Source organism: Streptococcus sp. HMSC077F03, assembly GCF_001812375.1.
Classification (GTDB): domain Bacteria; phylum Bacillota; class Bacilli; order Lactobacillales; family Streptococcaceae; genus Streptococcus; species Streptococcus oralis_S.
In genome coordinates this window covers 80,184-102,480 of record NZ_KV808793.1, presented here as the reverse complement: position 1 = coordinate 102,480, position 22,297 = coordinate 80,184, and the positions used below count along the sequence as shown (strand labels likewise).

The following is a 22,297-nucleotide window of genomic DNA, read 5'->3' as shown; positions in this document are numbered from 1 at the left end:
CTCCTACTTTGGATCAACCTTAAGAATCTGATCAGCAATGTTTTCCGCAAACTGAAGATCGTGGGTTACAACAATCTGGGTCATGCCACGCTCTTTATTTTGAAGGATAAGTTTTTCCACTTCTAAACGAAGCTCTGGATCTAAAGCCGATGTCGGCTCATCATATCCTATAACTTCTGGATCAATCATCATGGCACGCGCTAAGGCGACACGCTGCTTTTGTCCACCAGATAAGGAAAACGGATAAGCATCCGCATGTCCGGCTAATCCAAGCTGTTCTAGCAAACCACGCGCCTTCTTCTCAGCAGCTTTCTTATCCATATCCATGGTTTTAATAGGTGACAAGGTTAAGTTCTCGAGAACTGACAAATGCGGAAAGAGTTGAAAGTCTTGGAAAACAAATCCTAGTAGATTACGCTTTTCCAATTCATCTATAGCTAGAAATTCACCATTATAGTAGATTTCTCCAGAATCGATGGTCTCCAGTCCAGCTAGCATACGTAACAAGGTGGTCTTTCCGCCTCCTGATGGACCTACGATTGCGAGGATTTGCTTTTCAGGAATAGATAGACTAAAATTTGTTAAGATTTGTTTGTTGCCAAAGCCTTTATTGATCTTTCGTAATTCTAACATAACAATCCTCCTATCTGTAATAACTGTACTTCTTCTCAAGTTTTTTCGCTACAATGGTCACAAGACCAATCATGATCAAATAAATCGCTCCAGCTAAAAACATAGGAACAAGACTGGCATCTCGATTGGCTGCTGTCCGACTTGCCAAAATCAAATCTGAAATCCCAAGGGCATAAACTAATGAAGTATCCTTGACCAAACTCATAATTTCATTAAAGACGCTCGGTAAAACAATCTTTGTAACCTGAGGCAAAATAATATAGCGCACTGTGTCTAATGGACTAAACTTCAAGACCTTAGCAGCCTCATATTGACCTTTAGGAATGGTTTCAATCCCACCACGAAAGATTTCAGCAAAGTAGGCTGCATAGTTCAATACAAAAGCGATCACAGCAGCAGGCAAACGATCTAAACGAATCCCAATACTAGGAAGAACATAGTAAATAAAGATTAATTGCAAGAGCAAGGGAGTCCCTCGCATCACCCAAATATAAAGGTCAATCAGATAATGGAGGGGTTTCCAGCGGACTTGTAAAGCAAAGGCAACGACAATACCTAAAGGAATTGAAAATATCAAGACCAGAGCAAAGACTTGAAGCGTCATACTTGCACCGTTCAATAAACTTGGTAATATCTCAAACATATAAGACATACTGCACCTCCTAAAAATTATTGTTCCTATTATAGCATAAATAAACAATTTAGCAAGGGTTTTTGAAAAAAAATTCTATTTTTCAAAAAAAAACGTATCTGCCAAATTGACGGATACGTTCTTTTAGAGAGATAACTTTTAAAGTGTTTCTAAGAGTTCTTGCATCTGAACATCATCTGGAACAAGTTTTAAATAAGCTTCAGCTTGCACTTTGGCTTCTTCAAAATACCCCAATTCACGCAAAAGATAAGTATACTGCTCCAGAAATTCAGGATTATCCTTGAGATCAAGCGATAGTTCCTGATAGAGCTCATAGGTCTTATCTAAATCCTCGATTTCCTGGTAAGAACGGGCAATCATCCACTTGGTCAAGAGATTTTCAGGTTCTTGACTTTGGAGAGCGATGATATCTTCGTACCGCTCTTGTTCCATATAAATGGTTGCAAGTCGAAGGAAAATTTCTTCTGTATCCTCTGCATCTTCTTTGGCAGTAAGGAGAAACTGCTCTGCACTACTAGGATCATGTAATTCATACGAAAATTGAGAAGCAGCCAGTAAGAGCCGTGTTTCAAACGGATTTTTCTCCAAACCTTGTTTAGCGATACGAAGGGCCTCTTCCACCTGATGTTCCTTATGCAAGGCTTGACTATAACCATATTCATATCCTTCAAAATCAGGTGAAATAGTATCAATCTGCTTAAAGTAAAGAACAGATTTTTGATACTCTTCTTGGTCAAAGTAAAGACTAGCCAGTTCAAAGGCAGTTTGGTCATCGTATTCTAATTCTAAAGCTTTTTCTAAGAATTCAGTTGCAGCTTCAAACTTGCCTAACTGGGCATAAGCGTAACCAATTCGTTGATAGGTTGAGACACCCGTTTGCTCATAGATGGAGCGATTGTCTAATTGAGCATAGCCCTGAATAGCTTCCTGATAATTCCCTAACTCGCTATCCAACTCAGCCAAACCAAAAACTAATAAGGCATCATCTGAGTAGTTTAGGGCTTCCAGTAACTTTTCACGCGCTACATCTGTCAATCCTTCCAACTGATAGAGGTCAGCCTTCAAGGCCAAAGCCGACACGTACCAGTCACTTTCGGGTGTGATTTCCTCAAGGTAAGCAAAGGCTTCCTCAACATTGCCATCCTCGCTAGCAATGCTGGCTAAGTTCAGATTCACTTCTGGAAATTCTGAAACGATATGTTGGTAAATTTCTTTCGCTTGAGGATAAAAGCCAATTCCCTCTAGATAGCTTGCTAGTTCATAGAGAACCTCACTTGAATCTGTTTCGAGGGCTTTGTGAAAAAACTGATTCGCTTTGGTTAAATCCTGTTCATCCAAAGCCTGGAGCATGCGTTGACTATTGTTCACTCTTGATTTCCTCCCCTTCTTCTTCATACAGACCGCTGACTTTTTTATACCAGTTAAAGATAGCTGAGATAACGACCTTGGCAGAAGCATAGACAGGAATTCCCAGCAAGACTCCCCAAATACCAAACATGGATCCTGAAGTTAGGAGAACAAAGAGGACATTTATCGGATGGATGTTTAGCTGACTACCTAAAATAAGTGGAGAAACGAAGCGACCTTCAATCGTTTGTTCAACAATAAAGACAATAATCACTTTCAAAAGCATGACAGGCCCCGCTATTAAGCCCAAAACCAGAGCAGGCAACATCGCTAGAAAACTACCCAAGTAAGGTACTAGATTGAGGATACCAGCCGTAATACCAAGAGTCACAGCATATCTGAGACCAATAATCTTAAAGAAGATAATAAACATAATTGCCACGATAATAGCAACTGTAACCTGCCCTCTAACATAGTTTGACAACTGTTTATTAACATCTGACAAAACTTGTCCGACAGGTTCTTTTAACTTGTTTGGGATGAATTTAGTCAGGTAATCTCGCAAGCCTTTCCCATCTCTCAAAAGATAAAAGAGCATGAAGGGTACGATAATAACCGCAACAATGACCTGGGAAACGCTACTGATAAAGGCGCTAACCCAGTTAACAGCTTGAGAAGAGATTTTGCTGGCCCACATGGTCGCCTCACTAGAAACATTGGAAAGAACCTGCTCCAACTGTGGTCTAAAATCATCTGGCAAGCGTTTGGTTACAAGGTCATTGATCACCTTATCAGCATCTTCCAGGTATGTCGGCACATTCTTCGCAAAATTTAAGACTTGACGTTGCAGATTAGGAATTGCGACTGCCAATCCCCAAATGATAAAGAGTCCGATAATGACAAAAACAATACTAATGGCAAGAACACGATTGATCTTGTGCTTCTCCATCCAGTCCACAATCGGATTAAGGAGGTAATAAAGTAAACCAGATAAAATAACTGGCAACATGACAACCCCTAAAAAGTCTAAAACGGGTAAAAAAATAAAACTAATCTTACTTAGAATGAAAATGTTCAGCCCCAGTAACAAGGTTACTAAAAATACGGTGATAGCTTTGTTATCTAAAAACCACTTGAAGAACCAGGATAGGCTAAAATGTTTCTCTTTATGTTCCATAAATACATCCTTTCTGTCATTCTCTCATTATACCATTTTTAGACTAAAATAACTCTTTTTTAAAGTGCTTACATGAATGAATCTAGTACTTCATGACTGCCATTTTGTGGTATAATGAACTTATCATTATTAAGAGGTATGGACATGAAAGAAACTGTTTATTTTGGAACTTACACTCGTCGCTTATCTAAAGGGATTTACAAGGCAGATTTTGATACAGAAACAGGCCAGCTTGAAAATCTTGAACTCTTTGCTGCTGAACCAAGTCCAACCTACCTTGCCTTTGACCAACAGCAACACTTATACACCGTAGGGAGTCAGGATGGCTTAGGCGGAATCGCTGCTTACAAGACAGATGGCGCTTTGCTAAATCATGTGGTTGAAGAAGGCGCTCCCCATTGTTATGTGGCAGTGGATGAAAAGCGTGGTCTCGTTTATGGGGCCAACTATCATAGGGGTCAAGTTCTGGTTTATAAACGTCAAACGGATGGTAGCCTTATCCAAACGGATCTAGTTCAGCATAGTGGACAAGGCCCTCATGAAAATCAAACTTCTCCTCATGTCCACTTTACAGATCTAACACCTGACCAGTATCTCGTCACATGTGATCTAGGTACGGATGAAGTAACGACCTACGATGTCAGTCCAGAAGGAAAACTAAGTAAACTCTATACTTATCATAGCCAAGCTGGAGCAGGTGCTCGCCACATCGTTTTCCACCATCACTATAAGATTGCCTATCTCATCTGCGAACTTAATAGTACGATAGAGGTCTTGATTTATGATGGGGTTGGTGAATTTGAACGCATGCAAGTTATTTCAACCTTACCAGATGGATACGAAGGCTTTAATGCTACTGCTGCCATTCGTCTTTCAAAAGATGGCAAATACCTCTATGCATCCAACCGAGGTCATGATTCCATTGCAGTCTATACAATCCTCGCTGATGGTAGCTTGGAATTATTAGAGATTGTACCAAGCCATGGTAAAAATCCACGTGATTTCGACCTGAGTCCTGATCAAGAGTTTCTCATTGCTGTTCATCAAGATTCTGATAACGCAACCGTCTTTAAGCGCAATCCTAAAAGTGGTCGTCTTGCAGAGCTTTCTAACGACTTCCATGTCCCTGAAGGAGTCTGCATCAACTTCCCACATTAAAAAAAATGAACTTGAGTTTCAAGTTCATTTTTTTATAGTCTATTTCCGACATTGATACGGTTGATAGCACGTTGCAATGCGATTTTTGCACGACGTTCTTGGTCAATCAAATGCTTGTCATGAGCTTCTTCGATTTCTCGTTCAGCTCGAAGTTTCGCACGTTCTGCACGACTGATGTCAATATCACGAGCACGCTCTGCTGAGTCTGCTACAATAGTAATGATATCATTAGCAATCTCGATAATTCCTCCGTTCACTGCAATCCAGTTCACATGAGTATCATCATCGATACGTTTTACCTTCACTTCATCAACCGCTAAAACCGCAATCATATTTTCATGTCGTGGCAAGATCCCCATCTCACCATCCAGAGTTCGTACCGATACAAAGCTGGCATGGTGATCATAGACGAGGCCATCTGGTGTCACGATCTGGACAGTTAAATGAGCCATAGATCACCTCTTAAAATCCCATTTTTTCTGCCTTAGCAATGACGTCTTCGATTGAACCGACACCACGGAAGGCATCTTCTGGTAACTGGTCATGTTTTCCTTCAAGGATTTCCTTAAAGCCACGAACTGTTTCCCCTACTGGCACATAAGAACCAGGTTGACCAGTAAATTGTTCGGCAACGTTAAAGTTTTGAGACAAGAAGAACTGGATACGTCGGGCACGTGCAACCAAAGTCTTTTCTTCATCAGAAAGTTCATCCATACCAAGGATAGCAATGATATCTTGCAATTCATGGTAACGTTGAAGGACACGTTTGACTTCCGCAGCAACTGCATAGTGCTCCTCACCAACAATCTCAGGTGCCAAGGCACGAGAGCTTGAAGCCAACGGATCAACGGCTGGGTAGATACCCAACTGTACCAACTTACGTTCCAAGTTTGTAGTTGAATCCAAGTGAGCAAAGGCTGTTGCTGGCGCCGGGTCAGTATAGTCATCGGCTGGCACATAGATAGCCTGGATAGAGGTTACAGAGCCCTTCTTGGTTGATGTGATACGCTCTTGCAATTGACCCATTTCAGTAGCAAGTGTTGGTTGGTAACCAACGGCTGAAGGCATACGACCCAAAAGGGCAGATACTTCTGAACCAGCTTGAGTGAAACGGAAGATATTGTCGATAAAGAGAAGCACATCTTGGCCTTCTACATCACGGAAGTATTCGGCGATTGTCAAACCAGTAAGGGCAACACGCATACGTGCTCCAGGTGGCTCATTCATCTGACCAAATACCATGGCTGTTTTCTCGATAACGCCTGATTCTTTCATTTCCCAGTAAAGGTCGTTCCCTTCACGAGTACGTTCCCCAACACCGGTAAATACTGAAATACCACCGTGTTCTTGGGCAATGTTGTGAATCAATTCTTGGATCAAGACAGTTTTACCAACTCCGGCACCACCGAAAAGTCCAACTTTACCACCTTTTAGGTAAGGGGCAAGAAGGTCGATAACCTTGATCCCTGTTTCTAAGATTTCAGATGAGGTAGACAATTCATCAAAAGTTGGAGCTTTCTTATGAATTGGCTGACGCTCAGCGTCTTCAGCGAAAGGAGCATCCAAGTCAATCGTATCCCCCAAAACGTTGAAGACACGTCCCAAAGTTTCTTTACCTACTGGTACAGAGATTGGACGGCCTGTGTCCAAAACTTCCATTCCACGAGTCAAACCATCTGTTGATTCCATGGCGATCGTACGGACCATACCATCACCCAACTCCAAGGCTACTTCAAGGACGATTTTTGTTTTTCTTTCGTCATTTTTGTAGACGACAAGTGCATTATTAATCTCAGGAAGTGTTTCCCCTGCTGCAAACAAGACGTCTACAACGGGTCCGATAACCTGAGCAATTTTACCTGAACTCATCTCCTTCTCCTATTCTATATAAGATACTGTCGGTTCCTAGCTCACCTAGGTCCTAAGTTCATTTTCATACGAGGGAGGCAAAGCCTTATTCTAAGGCACTAGCCCCCGCTACGATTTCTGTAATTTCTTGTGTAATCGCCGCCTGTCTAGCACGGTTATACTGGATTGTCAAATCATTGATGACCTTTTTGGCATTATCGGTCGCCGTTTGCATGGCTGTCATACCTGCAGCATTTTCAGCTGTCTTGGCATCGATAATAGCCCCGTAAATCATACTTTCGGCATACTGTGGCAACAACTGCTCTAGAATCTCATCACGGCTCGTTTCCAACTCAAAGGTTAAGCTATACTCTTCATCCGCTTCATTTGGATCCAAGTCAACAATCGGAAGCATTTGTTCCACACGCATTTGACTTGTGAGAGTATTGACATGATGGTTGTAGCAGACGTACAATTCATCAAAAAGTTCGTTTTGGTACATCTCAATCGTTTTTGAAATAATTTTACGAACTTCATCAAAACTAGGTTGATCTGCCAAGCCACGTAGTTCATAAATTGGCTGAATACCACGAGCCTTAAAGAAATCAGCTCCCATACCACCGATACAGATTATCTCAAAATCTTTACCATCTGGATGGTATTCTTCTTTCAACTCCATAACCGCTTTCAGGATGGAAGCATTATAACCTCCAACCAAGCCACGGTCTGAAGTAATAACGATATAGCCTGTTTTCTTAACTGGGCGACTGATGAGCATCGGATTGGTTGAACCAGCAGATCCGTTACCATGCAGAATATCCGTTAAAAGCTTACGAACCTTCTGAGCGTAAACTTGGAAGTTGCGCGCTGCTTCTTCAGAGCGACCTAACTTGGCAGCCGATACCATTTGCATGGCATTAGTGATTTGACTCGTATTTTTGGTTGAGGCGATTTTTGTTTTAATATCATTTAGAGATACTGCCATCTGACACCTCTATTCTTATTGGAAGCTGGATTGATTGAGAAACTCTGTAATCGCAGCATCCAAGACTGCTTCTTCTGGCAAGTCTTTTGTTTCACGAATGGTTTCCAAAATCTCTGGATAATGAGCATCAAAGAAAGTATGGAACTCTTCCTCAAAACGAACAATGTCATCTACAGGAATCGTATCCAAGAAACCATGTGTCAAAGCATAGAGAATGGTTACTTGTTTCTCAACAGGTAGTGGTTTGTGAACAGGTTGTTTCAATACTTCCACAGTACGACGTCCACGGTTTAACTTAGCCTGTGTTGCTGCATCCAAGTCAGAACCAAACTTAGTGAAGGCCTCCAACTCACGGTATGAAGCAAGGTCGATACGAAGTGTACCAGCTACTTTCTTCATGGCTTTGATTTGTGCCGAACCACCTACACGGGATACAGACGAACCCGCATCGATGGCTGGACGAATACCCGCATTGAAGAGACCATCACCAAGGAAGATTTGTCCGTCAGTGATAGAGATCACGTTGGTTGCGATATAGGCAGAGATATCTCCCGCTTGTGTCTCGATAAATGGTAGGGCTGTAATAGATCCACCACCAAGTTCATCAGAAACTTTAGCTGAGCGCTCAAGCAAACGGCTGTGAAGGTAGAAGACATCCCCTGGGAAGGCTTCACGACCTGGTGGACGACGAAGCAAGAGGGAAAGTTCACGATAAGCGACCGCTTGTTTTGAAAGATCATCGTAAACGATCAAAACATGCTTGCCTTGGTACATAAACTCTTCTGCCATAGCAACTCCAGCATAAGGAGCTAGGAAGAGCAATGGAGATGGTTGTGAAGCAGAGGCTGTCACAACGATTGTGTAGTCCAAGGCACCGTACTGACGAAGTGTTTCTACTTGCGTACGGACTGTTGATTCTTTTTGTCCAATCGCTACGTAGATACAAATCATATCTTGACCTTTTTGGTTCAAGATTGTATCAATCGCAATAGTTGTTTTCCCTGTCTGACGGTCACCGATAATCAACTCACGTTGACCACGACCAATCGGAACAAGGGCGTCAATAGCTTTCAAACCTGTTTGTAATGGTTCTGATACAGACTTACGTTGCATAACGCCAGGAGCTGGCGCTTCTACTGGACGAGTCTTGTCAGTATGGATGTCACCAAGACCATCAACTGGACGACCAAGTGGGTCGACAACACGTCCGATCAGGCTATCCCCCACAGGAACTTCCATAATTTTACCTGTACGGCGAATAGTATCACCTTCACGAATATCTGTAAAGTCTCCAAGGATGATAATCCCAACGTCTGTAGACTCCAAGTTTTGCGCCATCCCATAAGAGCCGTTTTCAAAGATCAACAGCTCTCCACTCATGGCATTTTCAAGACCGTGAGCACGCGCAATTCCGTCCCCGATATAGGTTACAACACCTGTTTCAGACACATCAAAATTGGGTTTGAAATTTTCAATTTGTTGCTTAATTAAAGCGCTGATTTCTTGTGCGTTAATTGCCAAAAGAACACCACTTTCTATTTCAAATTTTCTTTAACAACTCGAAGTTGTTGTTTTATACTCACATCAATTGTCTTGTGATTAGCAAAAATGACAAAACCACCAATGAGTCCTTCATCAATTTGTTCTTTGATACTCCGTACTTTCAGAGACATTTTTTTCTCTATCAAGGGAAGCAAACGTTCCTTCTGTTCATCCGTTAAAGGATGAGCTGAAGAAATCGTTACTACAAAATGATTGGTTTCTCTTTCAAGACGATTCAAACAATCAACAATGATATCATAAAATAGATTTGCTCTGTGATTGTAAATCAGAACCTGAATAAAGTTTTGCATTAAAGGTGAGACAGAGTCTTGAAAAAAACCAACTGTATTTTCCTTATCAGACTCATCAACTGCTACCTGAGCTAAAAAAGAAGGTAAACCCGTTTCTTCTGCGACTTGCTTGATTTGATCCAAGTCTGAAAAAATCCGGTCCTCTTCTCCTTTTTCAATCACTAATTGGACAAAAGGCATGCTGTACTTTTCAATTACCTTTGCTGTTTTCTTGTCCATTAGGCTTCTCCTAGCTGATCGATATACTGATCAATGAGTTCCTTATGAGCATGACTGTCAAGGTTTTTTGAGATGATTTTACCAGCGAGACTAATCGTCAAATCTGCCACCTCGCCCTTAACACTTTGTAAAGCTTCAGCTTTATTTTGCGCAATTTCTTGGTTGGCTTTTTCTTTTAAGCGCCCTGCTTCAAGTTTAGCTTCGGCTAAAATATCGGCTTTACTTTTCTCAGCAGTTCCCTTTGCATTCTCGATAATCGTTTTAGCTTCGGTACGGCTACCTGCTAACTCAGCTTCACGTTGGTTAGCTAGTTCCTCAGCCTTTTTACGGGCTTCCTCGGCACCATCAATATCTGAAGAAATCTTTTCAGCACGTTCATCCAAGATGCTGGAAATATTTCCCCAAGCATATTTTTTCACTAAAAAGATTAATAAAAGGAAGGAACCAGCGATAAGAATAAAGTCACCGATAATGGTACTAATAGTTAAATCCATCTTCTAATCCTCCTCTACTTACTCTTCCCCTTCATTTATTTTTTTACCAATGTACATAGATGACAACATGGTAAATACATAAGCCTGAATACATGAAATGAAAATTGAAAAGGCTGTCCATAACATGTTTGCGATAAAGGCAAAAGGATACCAATACAAAGCATTTTGTGACAAGGCTAATAGCAATCCAGCTAAGACCTCACCGGCAAAAATATTTCCGTAGATCCGAATCGCCAAGGAAGCAAAATTGGTGAACTCTTCTAAAATGTTCATCGGAGTCATAAAGCCAGGTGTAACAAATGCTCTCAAATATTCTTTAACGCCTCTACGACGAACTCCTTCTACATGGGCGATCAAAGTGATCAAGAATGATAGGGATAAATCGTATCCAAGGTTGGCTGTTGGAGAAGTCCACAAGTTATAACCGTTTGTTGTTTGTACTTTTGCCATTAAGCCGATATTATTGGCAACCAAGATAAACAGAAATAGAGAAAACAGAAATAAGGAATAATCCTTGATGTATGATTCTCCAATGTTTGGTTTGGTAAAACCAATCACAAAGTCGTAAATCATCTCAAGAGCATTTTGTTTGCCCTTTGGACGGATGGTCATTTTACGACTTGCCCAGTAGACAAAGGCAAAAACCATCAAAACAGTTACAAGAGACATGGCAAGCAGGGTCAAATCAAAGGATATTGGTCCAATATTAACGGTTGGATTCAAACTTTCTTCCATGGTTTGACACCTCCATTTCTAAATAGAGTTGTCTATTTAATGACAAATGACATCGCCAAGGTTACAAAGAATGTTCCTTCGATAAAGGCAATCCCCATGATCATCAAACTACGCAATTGTGGGATGATATCTGGTTGGCGTGCTGCAGACTTGAACAAACCGTTCATCAAAAATCCTTCTGCAAGGGATACACCCATACAGGCAAGACATAGACCGAAAAATGTTAAATTCATGATGAATTCTCCTTTTATTTAAAATTTACTTACTTAGTTTAGTCCTAAAATTTGTTTTTGTCAACTTTTTACTTACGTTGGAAGCGTTTCAGATGATTTATTTTTATTTTTGCTATTTTTATACCACTGTATAGATAAGTTTCTCATTTTATGATGAAATGTGTTTCCACTTTCTCTATATTTTCCGAAATAAATTGAAAAATCCAAGTTTAGAACTTGGATAGATTCATTTTATTTGAAATAGTGGGAATAGTGTTGTTTACACCCTGGATTAAATGGAGATTTGCAATAAGGGCAGGCTATCTGCTTTTGATATTCTTGAAATGTTATTGTCCTCATACAAGCCCCACATAAAATCGGTCGATCCTCCGCAAGCGTCAAGGGGTAAGGTGAAAACAAATGCGTTTCTATAGCATTGTGGCACTGATAACAAGCATAATATTTTTTACACTCATAGCACTGGAGGGAAACGATGTCCTTTTCGCCATGATAATGAACACATCTGCCTTCATCATCAACTAACAAACCTTGTGCTTGATTCATTCACTTTTCCTTCTCTAGGCACGAACTGTAACGCTTGTCCCGTCTTCCTTATAGAGATTGATAAGACCTTCCTTGAGAGCGCGAACCATGTCCCCTGCTTGAACAGGTTGTGGAACCTTAATAGTCAAGAGTTCCATTGGATTTGGAGCGCGGTCGATTTTATTGCCCTTGGCATCATGAAGATCTTCGATATAAGTCTCAAAATGACGGAAACCTGGTCCATAAAACTCCACTTGATCGCCTTCATTGATAACATTCCGTTGACGAATGGTTGCCGTTTGAGTCGCATCATCATACGCTACCACTTCAGCGACAAACTTATATTCAGGAATTTTACGACGTGCGCCAAATAACTGTTCGTTTTCTGTAGGTGTACCATAGTAGAAACCTGTTGCCAATTCACGTTGAGCAACCTTCCACATCTCGTCTACCAAGTCCTGTTTGATGGCTTCAAATTTCTCAGGACTTTCGAGATAAGCATCTACAGCCGCCTTGTAACAGTTGGTCACAGTTGAAACATAGTGGATAGACTTCATGCGGCCTTCAATCTTGAGACTGTCTACACCGTTTTCGATCATATCTGGGATATGGTCAATCATGGACATGTCAACGGCCGACATTGAAAATTCTTCTGGAATTTCACCTTTCAGACTCTTACGTTCTTGACCAAAGGGCATGTCGTAAAGATCGTATTTCCAACGACAAGACTGAGAACAACCTCCACGGTTGGCATCACGCATACTCATGTGGTTTGAGAGCGTACAGCGACCTGAGTAAGAAATACACATGGCTCCATGGACAAAGGCCTCAATTTCTACATCAGTGCGTTTGCGAATCTCTGCCAATTCTTCCATTGAAACTTCACGGGCCAAAACCACGCGAGTTAGACCAAGTTCTTTCCAGAACTCAAGAGTTTCATAGTTGGTCGCACTTGCTTGGGTTGAAAGGTGGATTTCAAGACCTGGTGCTTCGGTTGCTGCAATCATAATCAAGGCTGGATCCGACACGATAACTGCGGCAATCCCGATGTCACGCAACTTACGGAACCATTCTCCAGCACCAGCTTCGTTTCCTTCGTGCATAACCATGTTAGCAGCCACATAGACCTTGGCACCGTACTTAGCAGCAAACTGCACGCCTTCTTCCATCTGTTCAAAGGTGAAGTTTCCTGCACGGCTACGAAGACCATATGCCTGTCCACCGATGAAGACTGCGTCCGCACCATATTGAACAGCTACTTTCAGCTTCTCTAAAGTCCCTGCAGGTGATAAAACCTCAGGACGTTTTAATGTTTTTGTCATTTTTTCTCCTATTTGCAATATAAAAGTTTGACGTTTTTCCTTCTCATTTTATAGTAAATAAGCGATAAAATCAAGCCTAGACAGATTGTTTTGACAATTCTAATCTTTTCTAAAACAAAAAACTAGCCTTTCAAGACTAGTTATTTTCAAGATAAAATTCAAAGCGTTCGCCCACGTATTGACTCTTTACATACTCAAAAGCTGTCCCATCTTCAAGATAAGAGACCTGAGTCAAGGCTAAAATGGCATGCCCCTTTTCGACTTCTAGATAGTGAGCGATTTTTTCCTTAGCCAATCTTGCATAAATGGTCTGTTGGGATTTGCCAATCCGATAGCCATGTTGCTGCAAGGTTTGGAAGAAATGACTGGTGATTTCTTCTTTTTTGAAATCCTTGATAAATTTCTCAGGAATGGATGCGACTTCATAGACTAGCGGAACTTGGTCAGCGTAACGTACCCGTTCCATGCGAATAATATTCTCTGTCGGAGTAATCCCTAGCTTAGCGACCTCTTGCTCATTTGGAATGGTTCTTCTGTAAGAAATGAGTTGGCTAGAAGGGACTTTACCTTGAGATTTGACAATCTCCGTAAAACTGGTTGTACCCCGCATTTTTTCTTGGACACGAGTGCTAGAGACAAAAGTCCCACTTCCTACACGACGCTCCAAAACTCCTTCCTCAACCAAGAGAGAGATAGCTTGGCGTAATGTCATCCGGCTAACCTGAAACTGTTCAGCTAAATCTCGCTCACTTGGAAGTCTCTCACCAATTTTCCAATGATGCTCATCTATATCCTTTTTGATCTGATCGTGGATTTTCATATAAGCTGGTAACATGATTCTCACTTCTTTTCTTTATTTTCTCCATTGTACCGTATTTGCTAATAAAAAGTCAAACTTTGCCTTGTTTAGTTGGTAATTCGCCCCTATTTGTGATAGAATATTGAAAAAGATATTTCTTTTGAGAAAGGAAAAAGATGAGCAACATTTCAACTGATTTGCAAGATGTCGAAAAAATCATCGTGCTGGACTATGGTAGCCAATACAACCAGCTGATTTCACGCCGTATTCGTGAAATTGGTGTTTTTTCAGAGCTAAAAAGTCATAAAATCTCAGCCGCAGAGGTTCGTGCGATTAACCCTGTAGGGATCATCCTCTCTGGTGGACCAAACTCTGTATACGAAGATGGTTCATTTGATATTGACCCAGAAATTTTTGAACTTGGCATTCCAATTTTGGGAATCTGCTATGGTATGCAACTTTTAACTCATAAACTTGGAGGAAAAGTTGTCCCTGCAGGTGATGCTGGTAACCGCGAGTATGGCCAATCACCACTTACCCATACCCCTTCTGCCCTCTTTGAAGGAACTCCTGAAGAACAGATTGTTTTGATGAGCCATGGCGATGCTGTAACAGAAATTCCAGCTGATTTTGTTCGTACTGGTACTTCTGCTGACTGTCCTTATGCAGCTATTGAAAACCCTGAAAAGCACATCTATGGTATCCAATTTCACCCAGAAGTTCGCCATTCTGTATACGGGAATGATATCCTTCGCAACTTTGCCCTTAACATCTGTCAGGCTAAAGGCGACTGGTCAATGGACAACTTTATCGATATGCAGATCAAGAAAATCCGTGAGACTGTAGGTGACAAGCGTGTTCTTCTCGGCCTATCAGGTGGTGTTGACTCTTCTGTTGTTGGAGTTCTTCTCCAAAAAGCAATCGGTGATCAATTGATCTGTATCTTTGTTGACCACGGTCTTCTCCGTAAAGGGGAAGCAGACCAAGTTATGGACATGCTTGGTGGTAAGTTTGGGTTGAATATCGTCAAGGCAGATGCTGCTAAACGATTCCTTGATAAACTTGCAGGTGTTTTTGACCCTGAACAAAAACGGAAGATTATCGGAAACGAGTTTGTTTATGTCTTTGATGACGAAGCAAGTAAGCTAAAAGATGTGAAATTCCTTGCTCAAGGAACACTATACACTGACGTGATTGAGTCTGGAACTGATACTGCTCAAACTATCAAGTCACACCACAACGTTGGTGGACTTCCAGAAGATATGCAGTTTGAATTGATTGAACCATTGAACACTCTTTATAAAGACGAAGTCCGTGCCCTCGGTACAGAGCTTGGTATGCCAGACCACATCGTATGGCGCCAACCATTCCCAGGTCCAGGTCTTGCCATCCGTGTTATGGGTGAAATCACTGAAGAAAAACTTGAAACAGTCCGCGAATCAGACGCTATCCTTCGTGAAGAAATCGCTAAAGCAGGTCTCGACCGCGATATCTGGCAATACTTCACTGTTAATACTGGAGTTCGTTCAGTAGGGGTTATGGGTGACGGTCGTACTTACGACTATACCATCGCTATCCGTGCCATCACTTCTATCGACGGAATGACAGCTGACTTTGCGAAGATTCCTTGGGAAGTTCTCCAAAAAATCTCAGTTCGTATCGTAAATGAAGTTGACCACGTTAACCGCATCGTCTACGATATTACAAGTAAACCACCTGCAACCGTTGAGTGGGAATAAACCAATCAAACACAAAAGAACTCTGAATCGGATTCAGAGTTCTTTTTTAGGTAGCACTTCTGCTTTCCTTTTTTATTTACGTTTTTTCTTAGCTTTTTTCATTTTGTTAGCCATTCGTTTCATAGACTGTTTCATGGCAAATTCACCGATTTTACCTTTAAGTCCGCCACCAAACATCTGTCTCATATCTGGCATTCCAGCTCCTCCAAGAGCTGACATATCTGGCATGCCCCCTTGTCCCATCATTCCTTCAAGGGCAGACATATCCATTCCTCCCATATTTGGCATATTTTTAGGGAGGTTATTTGGATTGATGCCCATTTGTTTCATCATTTTGTTCATATCACCAGACATGACCCCTTGCATGAGCTGTTTGGCCTGATTAAAGTCCTTAATGAATTTATTGACTTCGACAAAGGTATTTCCAGAACCTGCTGCGATACGACGGCGACGACTTGGATTTAACAAATCAGGATTTTCACGTTCCTCAGGAGTCATAGAAGACACGATGGCACGTTTGCGCGCAATCTGGCGCTCATCCACCTTCATATTTTGAAGAGCTGGATTGTTAGCCATCCCTGGAATCATCTTGAGCAAGTCTTCCATCGGCCCCATGTTTTGCACCTGATCCAATTGATCAATGAAATCATTGAAATCAAAGGTGTTTTCGCGCATTTTTTCAGCCATTTCAAGGGCTTTTTGCTCATCATATTCCTGAGAAGCTTTCTCAATCAAAGTGAGCATATCCCCCATACCAAGGATACGGCTTGACATACGGTCTGGGTGGAAGGTTTCAATATCTGTAATCTTTTCACCCGTACCAGTGAACTTGATAGGTTTTCCAGTGATGTGACGAACAGACAAAGCCGCACCACCACGAGTATCCCCATCAATCTTGGTAAGGATGACACCAGTTACTTCCAACTGAGCATTAAACTCACGGGCAACATTAGCCGCTTCCTGACCGATCATGGCATCAATGACAAGGAGGATTTCGTTTGGTTGGGCTAAGGCCTTAACGTCACGAAGCTCGTTCATCAAGAGCTCATCAATCTGCAATCGACCTGCCGTATCAATCAAGACATAGTCGTAGTGATTGGCTTGCGCTTGCTCCAAACCTTGGCGAACAATCTCGACAGCTGGCACTTCTGTTCCAAGTGCAAAGACAGGAACATCAATTTGTTGTCCAAGTGTTTTCAGCTGATCAATAGCTGCTGGACGATAGATATCCGCTGCAATCATCAAAGGACGTGCATTATCTTCCTTCTTAAGTTTGTTAGCCAATTTACCAGCAAAAGTTGTTTTACCAGCCCCTTGCAAACCGACCATCATAATGATTGTCGGAATCTTAGGTGACTTGATAATCTCTGCCGTATCAGAACCTAAAACGGCTGTCAGTTCCTCATCAACGATTTTGATAATCTGTTGGGCAGGATTAAGGGTATCAATGACCTCGTGTCCGACTGCACGTTCACGAACTTTCTTGATAAAGTCTTTTACAACAGGCAAGGCAACGTCGGCTTCCAGCAAGGCCAAGCGAATCTCTTTGGTTGCTTCCTGGACATCCGCCTCAGAAATTTTTCCTTTTTTACGTAGATTTTTAAAGACGTTCTGCAAACGTTCTGTTAAACTTTCAAATGCCATTTTTCTTCCTCTTATTCTCTATTATCAATACTTGTTAAAATTTCTATCTGCTCCTGCAGAAAATCATCCTTAGGATAACGCTCCAAGATCTGGTCAAAAATCTGACTTCGGACAATGTAGTCCGAATACATGTGCAATTTCATCTCATAATCTTCTAGAATCTTTTCCGTCCGCTTGATATTATCATAGACAGCCTGACGACTGACACCGAACTCCTCAGCAATCTCAGCAAGACTGTAGTCATCAGCATAGTAGAGTTCAATATAGTTCATCTGCTTGTCTGTCAAAAGCGCAGCATAAAATTCAAAAAGCGCATTCATACGATTGGTTTTTTCAATTTCCATAATTTTTATTATACCAAAAAAACGATTATACTGCTAGAGTAGGAGCACTTTAAATAGGTCAAGAATAAAAAAAGAACCTTGCAAGGCAAGATTCTTTTAGTGTCTGACTTAAATAATTGTTCTTCTGGGAACCTAATCGAATTAAGCTTCGATTTCTGTAACCATACCTGAACCAACAGTACGTCCACCCTCACGGATAGAGAATGTAGTACCTTGTTCTACGGCGATTGGGTGGATCAACTCAACGTCGATAGTCACGTTATCACCAGGCATTACCATTTCAGTACCTGCTGGAAGTTCGATTGAACCTGTAACGTCAGTAGTACGGAAGTAGAATTGTGGACGGTAGTTGTTGAAGAATGGAGTGTGACGTCCACCTTCTTCTTTAGTAAGGATGTAGACTTCACCTTTGAATTTAGTGTGTGGGTTGATTGAACCTGGTTTAGCGATAACTTGTCCACGTTCGATTTCGTCACGTTGAATACCACGAAGAAGGACACCTACGTTATCTCCGGCAAGACCTTCATCAAGTTGTTTACGGAACATTTCAACACCAGTAACAACTGCTTTTTGAGTTTCGTCTTTGATACCAACGATTTCGATTTCGTCGTTGACACGAACAGTACCACGGTCGATACGTCCTGAAGCAACAGTACCACGTCCAGTGATTGAGAATACGTCTTCGACTGGGAGAAGCAATGGTTTATCTGTATCACGTTCTGGTTCTGGGATGTACTCATCAACAGTATCCATCAATTCCATGATGATATCTTCGTATTTAGCATCACCTTCAAGTGCTTTAAGAGCTGAACCTTGGATAACTGGAAGATCGTCGCCTGGGAAGTCGTATTCTGACAAGAGGTCACGGATTTCCATTTCAACCAATTCAAGCAATTCTTCGTCGTCTACCAAGTCAATTTTGTTCATGAAGACGATAAGGTGTTTAACACCAACTTGACGTGAAAGAAGGATGTGTTCACGAGTTTGTGGCATTGGTCCGTCAGTTGAAGCTACTACAAGGATAGCTCCGTCCATTTGAGCGGCACCAGTGATCATGTTTTTAACGTAGTCCGCGTGTCCTGGAGCGTCGATGTGAGCATAGTGACGTTTTGCAGTTTCATACTCAACGTGTGCAGTGTTGATAGTGATACCGCGTTCGCGTTCTTCTGGAGCAGCATCGATAGACGCATAGTCTTTAGGTTGGTTAACTGCTGAAGGCAAGCGACGTGCCAAAACAGTTGTGATAGCTGCAGTCAAAGTAGTTTTACCGTGGTCAACGTGTCCGATAGTACCAATGTTAACGTGTGGTTTACTACGATCGTATTTTTCTTTTGCCATTTGAGTAAAAGCCTCCAATAAAATATATTTTATAGATAGACAGTAGGCAATACAGTCTAACTTTCCTTACTATTTTATCAAATTTCTGCTAAATTGCAAGTGTTTTACACATATTTTATGAATTAATCTGAATCTTACAAAGTGCTGTTCTTCTGCTTCTTTATACAATTCAAGCGGTATTATGCTCACAAAAAAATCAGGTTCCCCTGATTCTAAATGGATTCTGATTTTTCCAGTTCTTTAGCTTCCTTATGATTTTCATATAATTTCGCCAAGAACTTAGTGATTTCTTTGAGAATAGAGTAGGTTGGCACTGCTACAATCATTCCTATGACACCATAGATATTACTTGACAGTAAGAGGAGCACCAAGATTGTAATCGGGTGTACTTTCATAACCCCTCCAACGATACGTGGATAGAGAACATTTCCGTCAATCTGCTGAATAATAAGCATATAAGCAACCGCAATCAACATACGATGAGGATCTGTGAACACATTCGCAATCACCATTGGAATCAAGCCAATACTTGGACCAACATAAGGAATTAAATTTGCGATTCCAGAGAAAATAGCAAAAACTAGGGCGTACTTTAATCCGATAACGCTATAGCCAATATAGGCTAAACATCCAATAATAACCGCATCAATCGCAATTCCACTGATATAGCGCGCTATGGTTGTATTGAGATTGGTTAAAAGGCTAGAAAGATTCAATTTGTCATGTTTTAAGACAGTACGTTCCAACATCGGTAGCAACTTATGACCATCCAACAAGAAATAAATCAAGAATACAGGGGTCATAATGAGAATCAGAACTGTACTAAACAAGGCTGAAAGAACGCTTCCTAAACTGTTGCTGACGCTATTCAGGATATTCTGGAGGATATCCACATAGGAGAGATTCAGTTGTTGAATTGTTTGTTGAATATCTATATTTTGGAAGACTGGATTCATGGACAAATCGATGATCAAATCTTGTAGTCTACTATAGATGTTTTGACTAGAAATAATCAAGCTGGTCAACTGATTAATCAAAATCGGCAAGAGATAAACGACCCCTACAACGATAGCACCAATCAAGGCACAAAGAGTGACCAAGACACCAATTAGACGATTGATCTTACATCTCTTTTCTAAGAAAGTAACGACTGGATTTGTAATGTAGTAAAAAAATCCACCAAGCAAAAATGGAATCATGATGGTATTCACAACCGTTACGAAGGGAGTAATGATGGCTCCCATTTCTCTCCAAAGATAGAAAATCAATGTTAATAATAAAATTTCAGCTGTCCAAAAAAATAATTTGTTTCTACGGAACATAGGTATCCTCCTTCTCTCTATTTTACCATATTTCTGAAAAAGATAAGTTGGCTTTAGTAAAAAAGCGAGAATATTTTTTTTCTTTATGATAAAATAAAGCTAATATGAAAAAAATAATTTTATCTTTTATGACACTTTTAGTTTTTGGAACAGCTTCTACTGTTTCTGCTCAGGAGTTTAATGTTGCTGCTAAACATGCTATTGCTGTCGAGGCTACAACTGGAAAAATCCTCTATGAAAAAGATGCAAATCAGCCTGTAGAAATTGCTTCTATTACAAAACTGGTTACAGTTTATCTGGTCTATGAAGCTCTGGAACAAGGAACTATCAGCCTATCTACACCTGTTGATATTTCGGACTATCCTTACAAACTTACAACTAATTCTGAGGCGAGTAACGTCCCTATGGAAGCTCGAAATTATACTGTTGAACAACTATTAGAGGCTACAATGGTATCCAGCGCAAACAGTGCTGCGATTGCGCTAGCAGAAAAGATTGCTGGTTCTGAGAAAGACTTTGTAGACAAGATGAGGGCTAAACTTCTTGAATGGGGAATTCAAGATGCAACTATTGTAAACACTACTGGTTTAAATAATGAGACCCTTGGCGATAATATCTATCCTGGTTCTAAAAAAGACGATGAAAACAAGTTGAGTGCCTACGATGTTGCAATCGTCGCTCGTAACCTCATCCGAGATTATCCTCAAGTTTTGGAAATCACCAAAAAACCAACTTCTACCTTTGCAGGACTTGAAATCCACTCAACCAACTATATGTTAGAGGGAATGCCTGCCTATCGTGGTGGTATTGATGGACTAAAGACAGGTACTACTGATAAAGCTGGTGCTTCATTCGTTGGAACAACTGTTGAGAAAGGGATGCGTATTATTACGGTTGTTTTGAATGCAGATCAACAAGATACCAACCCTTATGCACGTTTTACTGCTACTTCTGCACTTTTAGATTATATTTCTGCAAACTTTGCCTTAAAAACTGTCGTTCAGAAAGGTGAAGCATACAACGATAGTAAAGTAACAGTTCTTGATGGTAAAGAAGATAATGTGACAGCTGTCGCTAAGTCAGACATTTCCATCGTCCAACGCATCGGTAGCGGTACTACACCAGCCCTCCAATTCACACCGAAATCAACATCAGAAATGGCTCCACTAGAAGAAGGAAAGGTTGTTGGTACTCTAACCTATGATGATCAGGATTTGGTCGGTCAGGGCTATCTCACTTCCGACAAACCATCTTTTGAAATGGTTTCTGAAAAGAAAGTTGAAAAAGCCTTCTTTTTGAAGGTTTGGTGGAATCAATTTATCCGTTTTATCAATGAAAAACTATAAAAAAATCGCGATTTTCTTCGCGATTTTTTCTTTATTTCATTTCTTTAAATGCTGCTTCTGCATCAGCATTGCTAATAGCACCAAATTGGATTTTTCCGATTTTTCCTTGACTGTCAATCAAGTATTCCGTTGGAATACTACGAATTTGGTAGGCTTGGAAGGTAGTTGCTTGCGTATCATATAGAACTGGAATATCCTTGTAGCCTTGTTCTTGGTACCATTTTGGAAAGTCTTGAACTGTTTTTTCACCTTGTAAACCAGGTGCAATGACACTCAAGATTTCAAAGTCTCGATCTTGTTTTGCAGCTAGTTCCATCAACTCAGGCATGCTTTTTTTACATGGTCCACACCAAGAAGCCCAGAATTTCAAATAGACCTTTTTCCCTTTATAGTCTGATAACTTCACTTCTTTGCCATCCATAGACTGCAAGGTAAAGTCTGGTGCATCCTTACCGACTGCGATTTGTTGTACAGCTGGTTGTTTTGGACTGCTTGTCTGTTTGGTTTCTTTTTCACCACAAGCAATCAACAAGAATAGAGACATGAGGCTCAATCCAGCAAAAATAACTTTTTTCATTTTTTTCTCC

The 22,297-nt window shown here is 41.0% G+C and carries 23 protein-coding genes; 3 read left to right on the top strand and 20 right to left on the bottom strand.

Going from position 1 to position 22,297, the window contains the following annotated elements; translation table 11 throughout:
- Positions 1-3: 3 nt before the first annotated feature.
- From HMPREF2853_RS05725 to HMPREF2853_RS05710, 4 genes are all read right to left on the bottom strand, one after another.
- Entirely contained in the window at positions 4-633 is a 630-nt protein-coding gene (locus HMPREF2853_RS05725; protein WP_070535208.1) for an amino acid ABC transporter ATP-binding protein, read from the bottom strand.
- Between the two features lie 10 nt (positions 634-643).
- Entirely contained in the window at positions 644-1,285 is a 642-nt protein-coding gene (locus HMPREF2853_RS05720) for an amino acid ABC transporter permease (RefSeq protein WP_070535206.1), read from the bottom strand.
- Between the two features lie 138 nt (positions 1,286-1,423).
- On the bottom strand, positions 1,424-2,653 hold the full coding sequence (locus tag HMPREF2853_RS05715) for a tetratricopeptide repeat protein (protein ID WP_070535204.1): 1,230 nt from the start codon (positions 2,651-2,653) through the stop codon (positions 1,424-1,426).
- A complete protein-coding gene (locus tag HMPREF2853_RS05710; protein ID WP_000400294.1) occupies positions 2,643-3,809 on the bottom strand; it encodes an AI-2E family transporter in 1,167 nt (388 codons plus the stop codon). Before HMPREF2853_RS05710 ends, HMPREF2853_RS05715 begins: the two co-directional genes overlap by 11 nt.
- A gap of 144 nt (positions 3,810-3,953) precedes the next feature.
- Here HMPREF2853_RS05710 and HMPREF2853_RS05705 point away from each other — a divergent pair, with 144 nt between their 5' ends.
- Entirely contained in the window at positions 3,954-4,967 is a 1,014-nt protein-coding gene (locus HMPREF2853_RS05705; protein ID WP_049501501.1) for a lactonase family protein, read from the top strand.
- 32 nt (positions 4,968-4,999) lie between these two features.
- Here HMPREF2853_RS05705 and HMPREF2853_RS05700 read toward each other — a convergent pair whose 3' ends face one another.
- From HMPREF2853_RS05700 to HMPREF2853_RS05655, 11 genes are all read right to left on the bottom strand, one after another.
- Positions 5,000-5,419 (bottom strand): F0F1 ATP synthase subunit epsilon, encoded by a 420-nt coding sequence (locus HMPREF2853_RS05700; RefSeq protein ID WP_000940836.1) that lies wholly within the window; start codon positions 5,417-5,419, stop codon positions 5,000-5,002.
- Positions 5,420-5,429: 10 nt separating this feature from the next.
- Positions 5,430-6,836 (bottom strand): F0F1 ATP synthase subunit beta, encoded by a 1,407-nt coding sequence (gene atpD, locus HMPREF2853_RS05695; protein ID WP_070535203.1) that lies wholly within the window; start codon positions 6,834-6,836, stop codon positions 5,430-5,432.
- Between the two features lie 85 nt (positions 6,837-6,921).
- Positions 6,922-7,800 carry a F0F1 ATP synthase subunit gamma gene (locus HMPREF2853_RS05690; RefSeq protein WP_000301225.1) on the bottom strand — a complete coding sequence of 293 codons (879 nt, stop codon included), beginning with the start codon at positions 7,798-7,800 and terminating at the stop codon, positions 6,922-6,924.
- 15 nt (positions 7,801-7,815) lie between these two features.
- The gene (gene atpA / locus HMPREF2853_RS05685; protein WP_000996617.1) at positions 7,816-9,321 is read right to left on the bottom strand and encodes a F0F1 ATP synthase subunit alpha; all 1,506 of its coding nucleotides are present in this window, start codon (positions 9,319-9,321) and stop codon (positions 7,816-7,818) included.
- 14 nt (positions 9,322-9,335) lie between these two features.
- Positions 9,336-9,872 (bottom strand): F0F1 ATP synthase subunit delta, encoded by a 537-nt coding sequence (locus tag HMPREF2853_RS05680; RefSeq protein WP_070535201.1) that lies wholly within the window; start codon positions 9,870-9,872, stop codon positions 9,336-9,338.
- Entirely contained in the window at positions 9,872-10,366 is a 495-nt protein-coding gene (gene atpF / locus HMPREF2853_RS05675; RefSeq protein WP_070535199.1) for a F0F1 ATP synthase subunit B, read from the bottom strand. Before atpF ends, HMPREF2853_RS05680 begins: the two co-directional genes overlap by 1 nt.
- An 18-nt stretch (positions 10,367-10,384) precedes the next feature.
- On the bottom strand, positions 10,385-11,101 hold the full coding sequence (gene atpB / locus HMPREF2853_RS05670) for a F0F1 ATP synthase subunit A (RefSeq protein ID WP_000392938.1): 717 nt from the start codon (positions 11,099-11,101) through the stop codon (positions 10,385-10,387).
- A gap of 32 nt (positions 11,102-11,133) precedes the next feature.
- Positions 11,134-11,334 carry a F0F1 ATP synthase subunit C gene (locus HMPREF2853_RS05665; protein ID WP_001054551.1) on the bottom strand — a complete coding sequence of 67 codons (201 nt, stop codon included), beginning with the start codon at positions 11,332-11,334 and terminating at the stop codon, positions 11,134-11,136.
- Between the two features lie 231 nt (positions 11,335-11,565).
- On the bottom strand, positions 11,566-11,877 hold the full coding sequence (locus HMPREF2853_RS09745; RefSeq protein WP_083306894.1) for a CHY zinc finger protein: 312 nt from the start codon (positions 11,875-11,877) through the stop codon (positions 11,566-11,568).
- Positions 11,878-11,891: 14 nt separating this feature from the next.
- The gene (locus tag HMPREF2853_RS05660) at positions 11,892-13,178 is read right to left on the bottom strand and encodes a peptidase U32 family protein (RefSeq protein WP_000169101.1); all 1,287 of its coding nucleotides are present in this window, start codon (positions 13,176-13,178) and stop codon (positions 11,892-11,894) included.
- A 136-nt stretch (positions 13,179-13,314) separates the two neighbouring features.
- Positions 13,315-14,013: a GntR family transcriptional regulator gene (locus HMPREF2853_RS05655; protein WP_000936178.1), complete on the bottom strand. Its 699-nt coding sequence runs from the start codon at positions 14,011-14,013 to the stop codon at positions 13,315-13,317.
- 140 nt (positions 14,014-14,153) lie between these two features.
- Between HMPREF2853_RS05655 and guaA the strand changes: the two genes are divergently transcribed.
- The gene (guaA, locus tag HMPREF2853_RS05650; RefSeq protein ID WP_070535197.1) at positions 14,154-15,716 is read left to right on the top strand and encodes a glutamine-hydrolyzing GMP synthase; all 1,563 of its coding nucleotides are present in this window, start codon (positions 14,154-14,156) and stop codon (positions 15,714-15,716) included.
- A gap of 72 nt (positions 15,717-15,788) precedes the next feature.
- Here guaA and ffh read toward each other — a convergent pair whose 3' ends face one another.
- The 4 genes from ffh to HMPREF2853_RS05630 form a co-directional block, all read right to left on the bottom strand.
- Complete coding sequence (gene ffh, locus HMPREF2853_RS05645; protein ID WP_070535195.1) at positions 15,789-17,360, bottom strand: signal recognition particle protein; 1,572 nt, start codon at positions 17,358-17,360, stop codon at positions 15,789-15,791.
- 11 nt (positions 17,361-17,371) lie between these two features.
- The gene (locus HMPREF2853_RS05640; protein ID WP_000402066.1) at positions 17,372-17,704 is read right to left on the bottom strand and encodes a putative DNA-binding protein; all 333 of its coding nucleotides are present in this window, start codon (positions 17,702-17,704) and stop codon (positions 17,372-17,374) included.
- A gap of 141 nt (positions 17,705-17,845) precedes the next feature.
- Positions 17,846-19,042, bottom strand: coding sequence for an elongation factor Tu (gene tuf / locus HMPREF2853_RS05635; RefSeq protein ID WP_045617007.1), 1,197 nt, complete (start codon positions 19,040-19,042; stop codon positions 17,846-17,848).
- Between the two features lie 212 nt (positions 19,043-19,254).
- Complete coding sequence (locus HMPREF2853_RS05630; RefSeq protein WP_070535193.1) at positions 19,255-20,364, bottom strand: AI-2E family transporter; 1,110 nt, start codon at positions 20,362-20,364, stop codon at positions 19,255-19,257.
- Between the two features lie 104 nt (positions 20,365-20,468).
- On the opposite strand from HMPREF2853_RS05630, the gene pbp3 reads away from it, so the two are divergent.
- Complete coding sequence (pbp3, locus tag HMPREF2853_RS05625; protein WP_070535191.1) at positions 20,469-21,710, top strand: D-alanyl-D-alanine carboxypeptidase PBP3; 1,242 nt, start codon at positions 20,469-20,471, stop codon at positions 21,708-21,710.
- 31 nt (positions 21,711-21,741) lie between these two features.
- On the opposite strand, the gene sdbB is transcribed toward pbp3, so the two are convergent.
- Positions 21,742-22,287 (bottom strand): thiol-disulfide oxidoreductase-associated lipoprotein SdbB, encoded by a 546-nt coding sequence (gene sdbB / locus HMPREF2853_RS05620; protein ID WP_000755591.1) that lies wholly within the window; start codon positions 22,285-22,287, stop codon positions 21,742-21,744.
- Between the last annotated feature and the right edge of the window lie 10 nt (positions 22,288-22,297).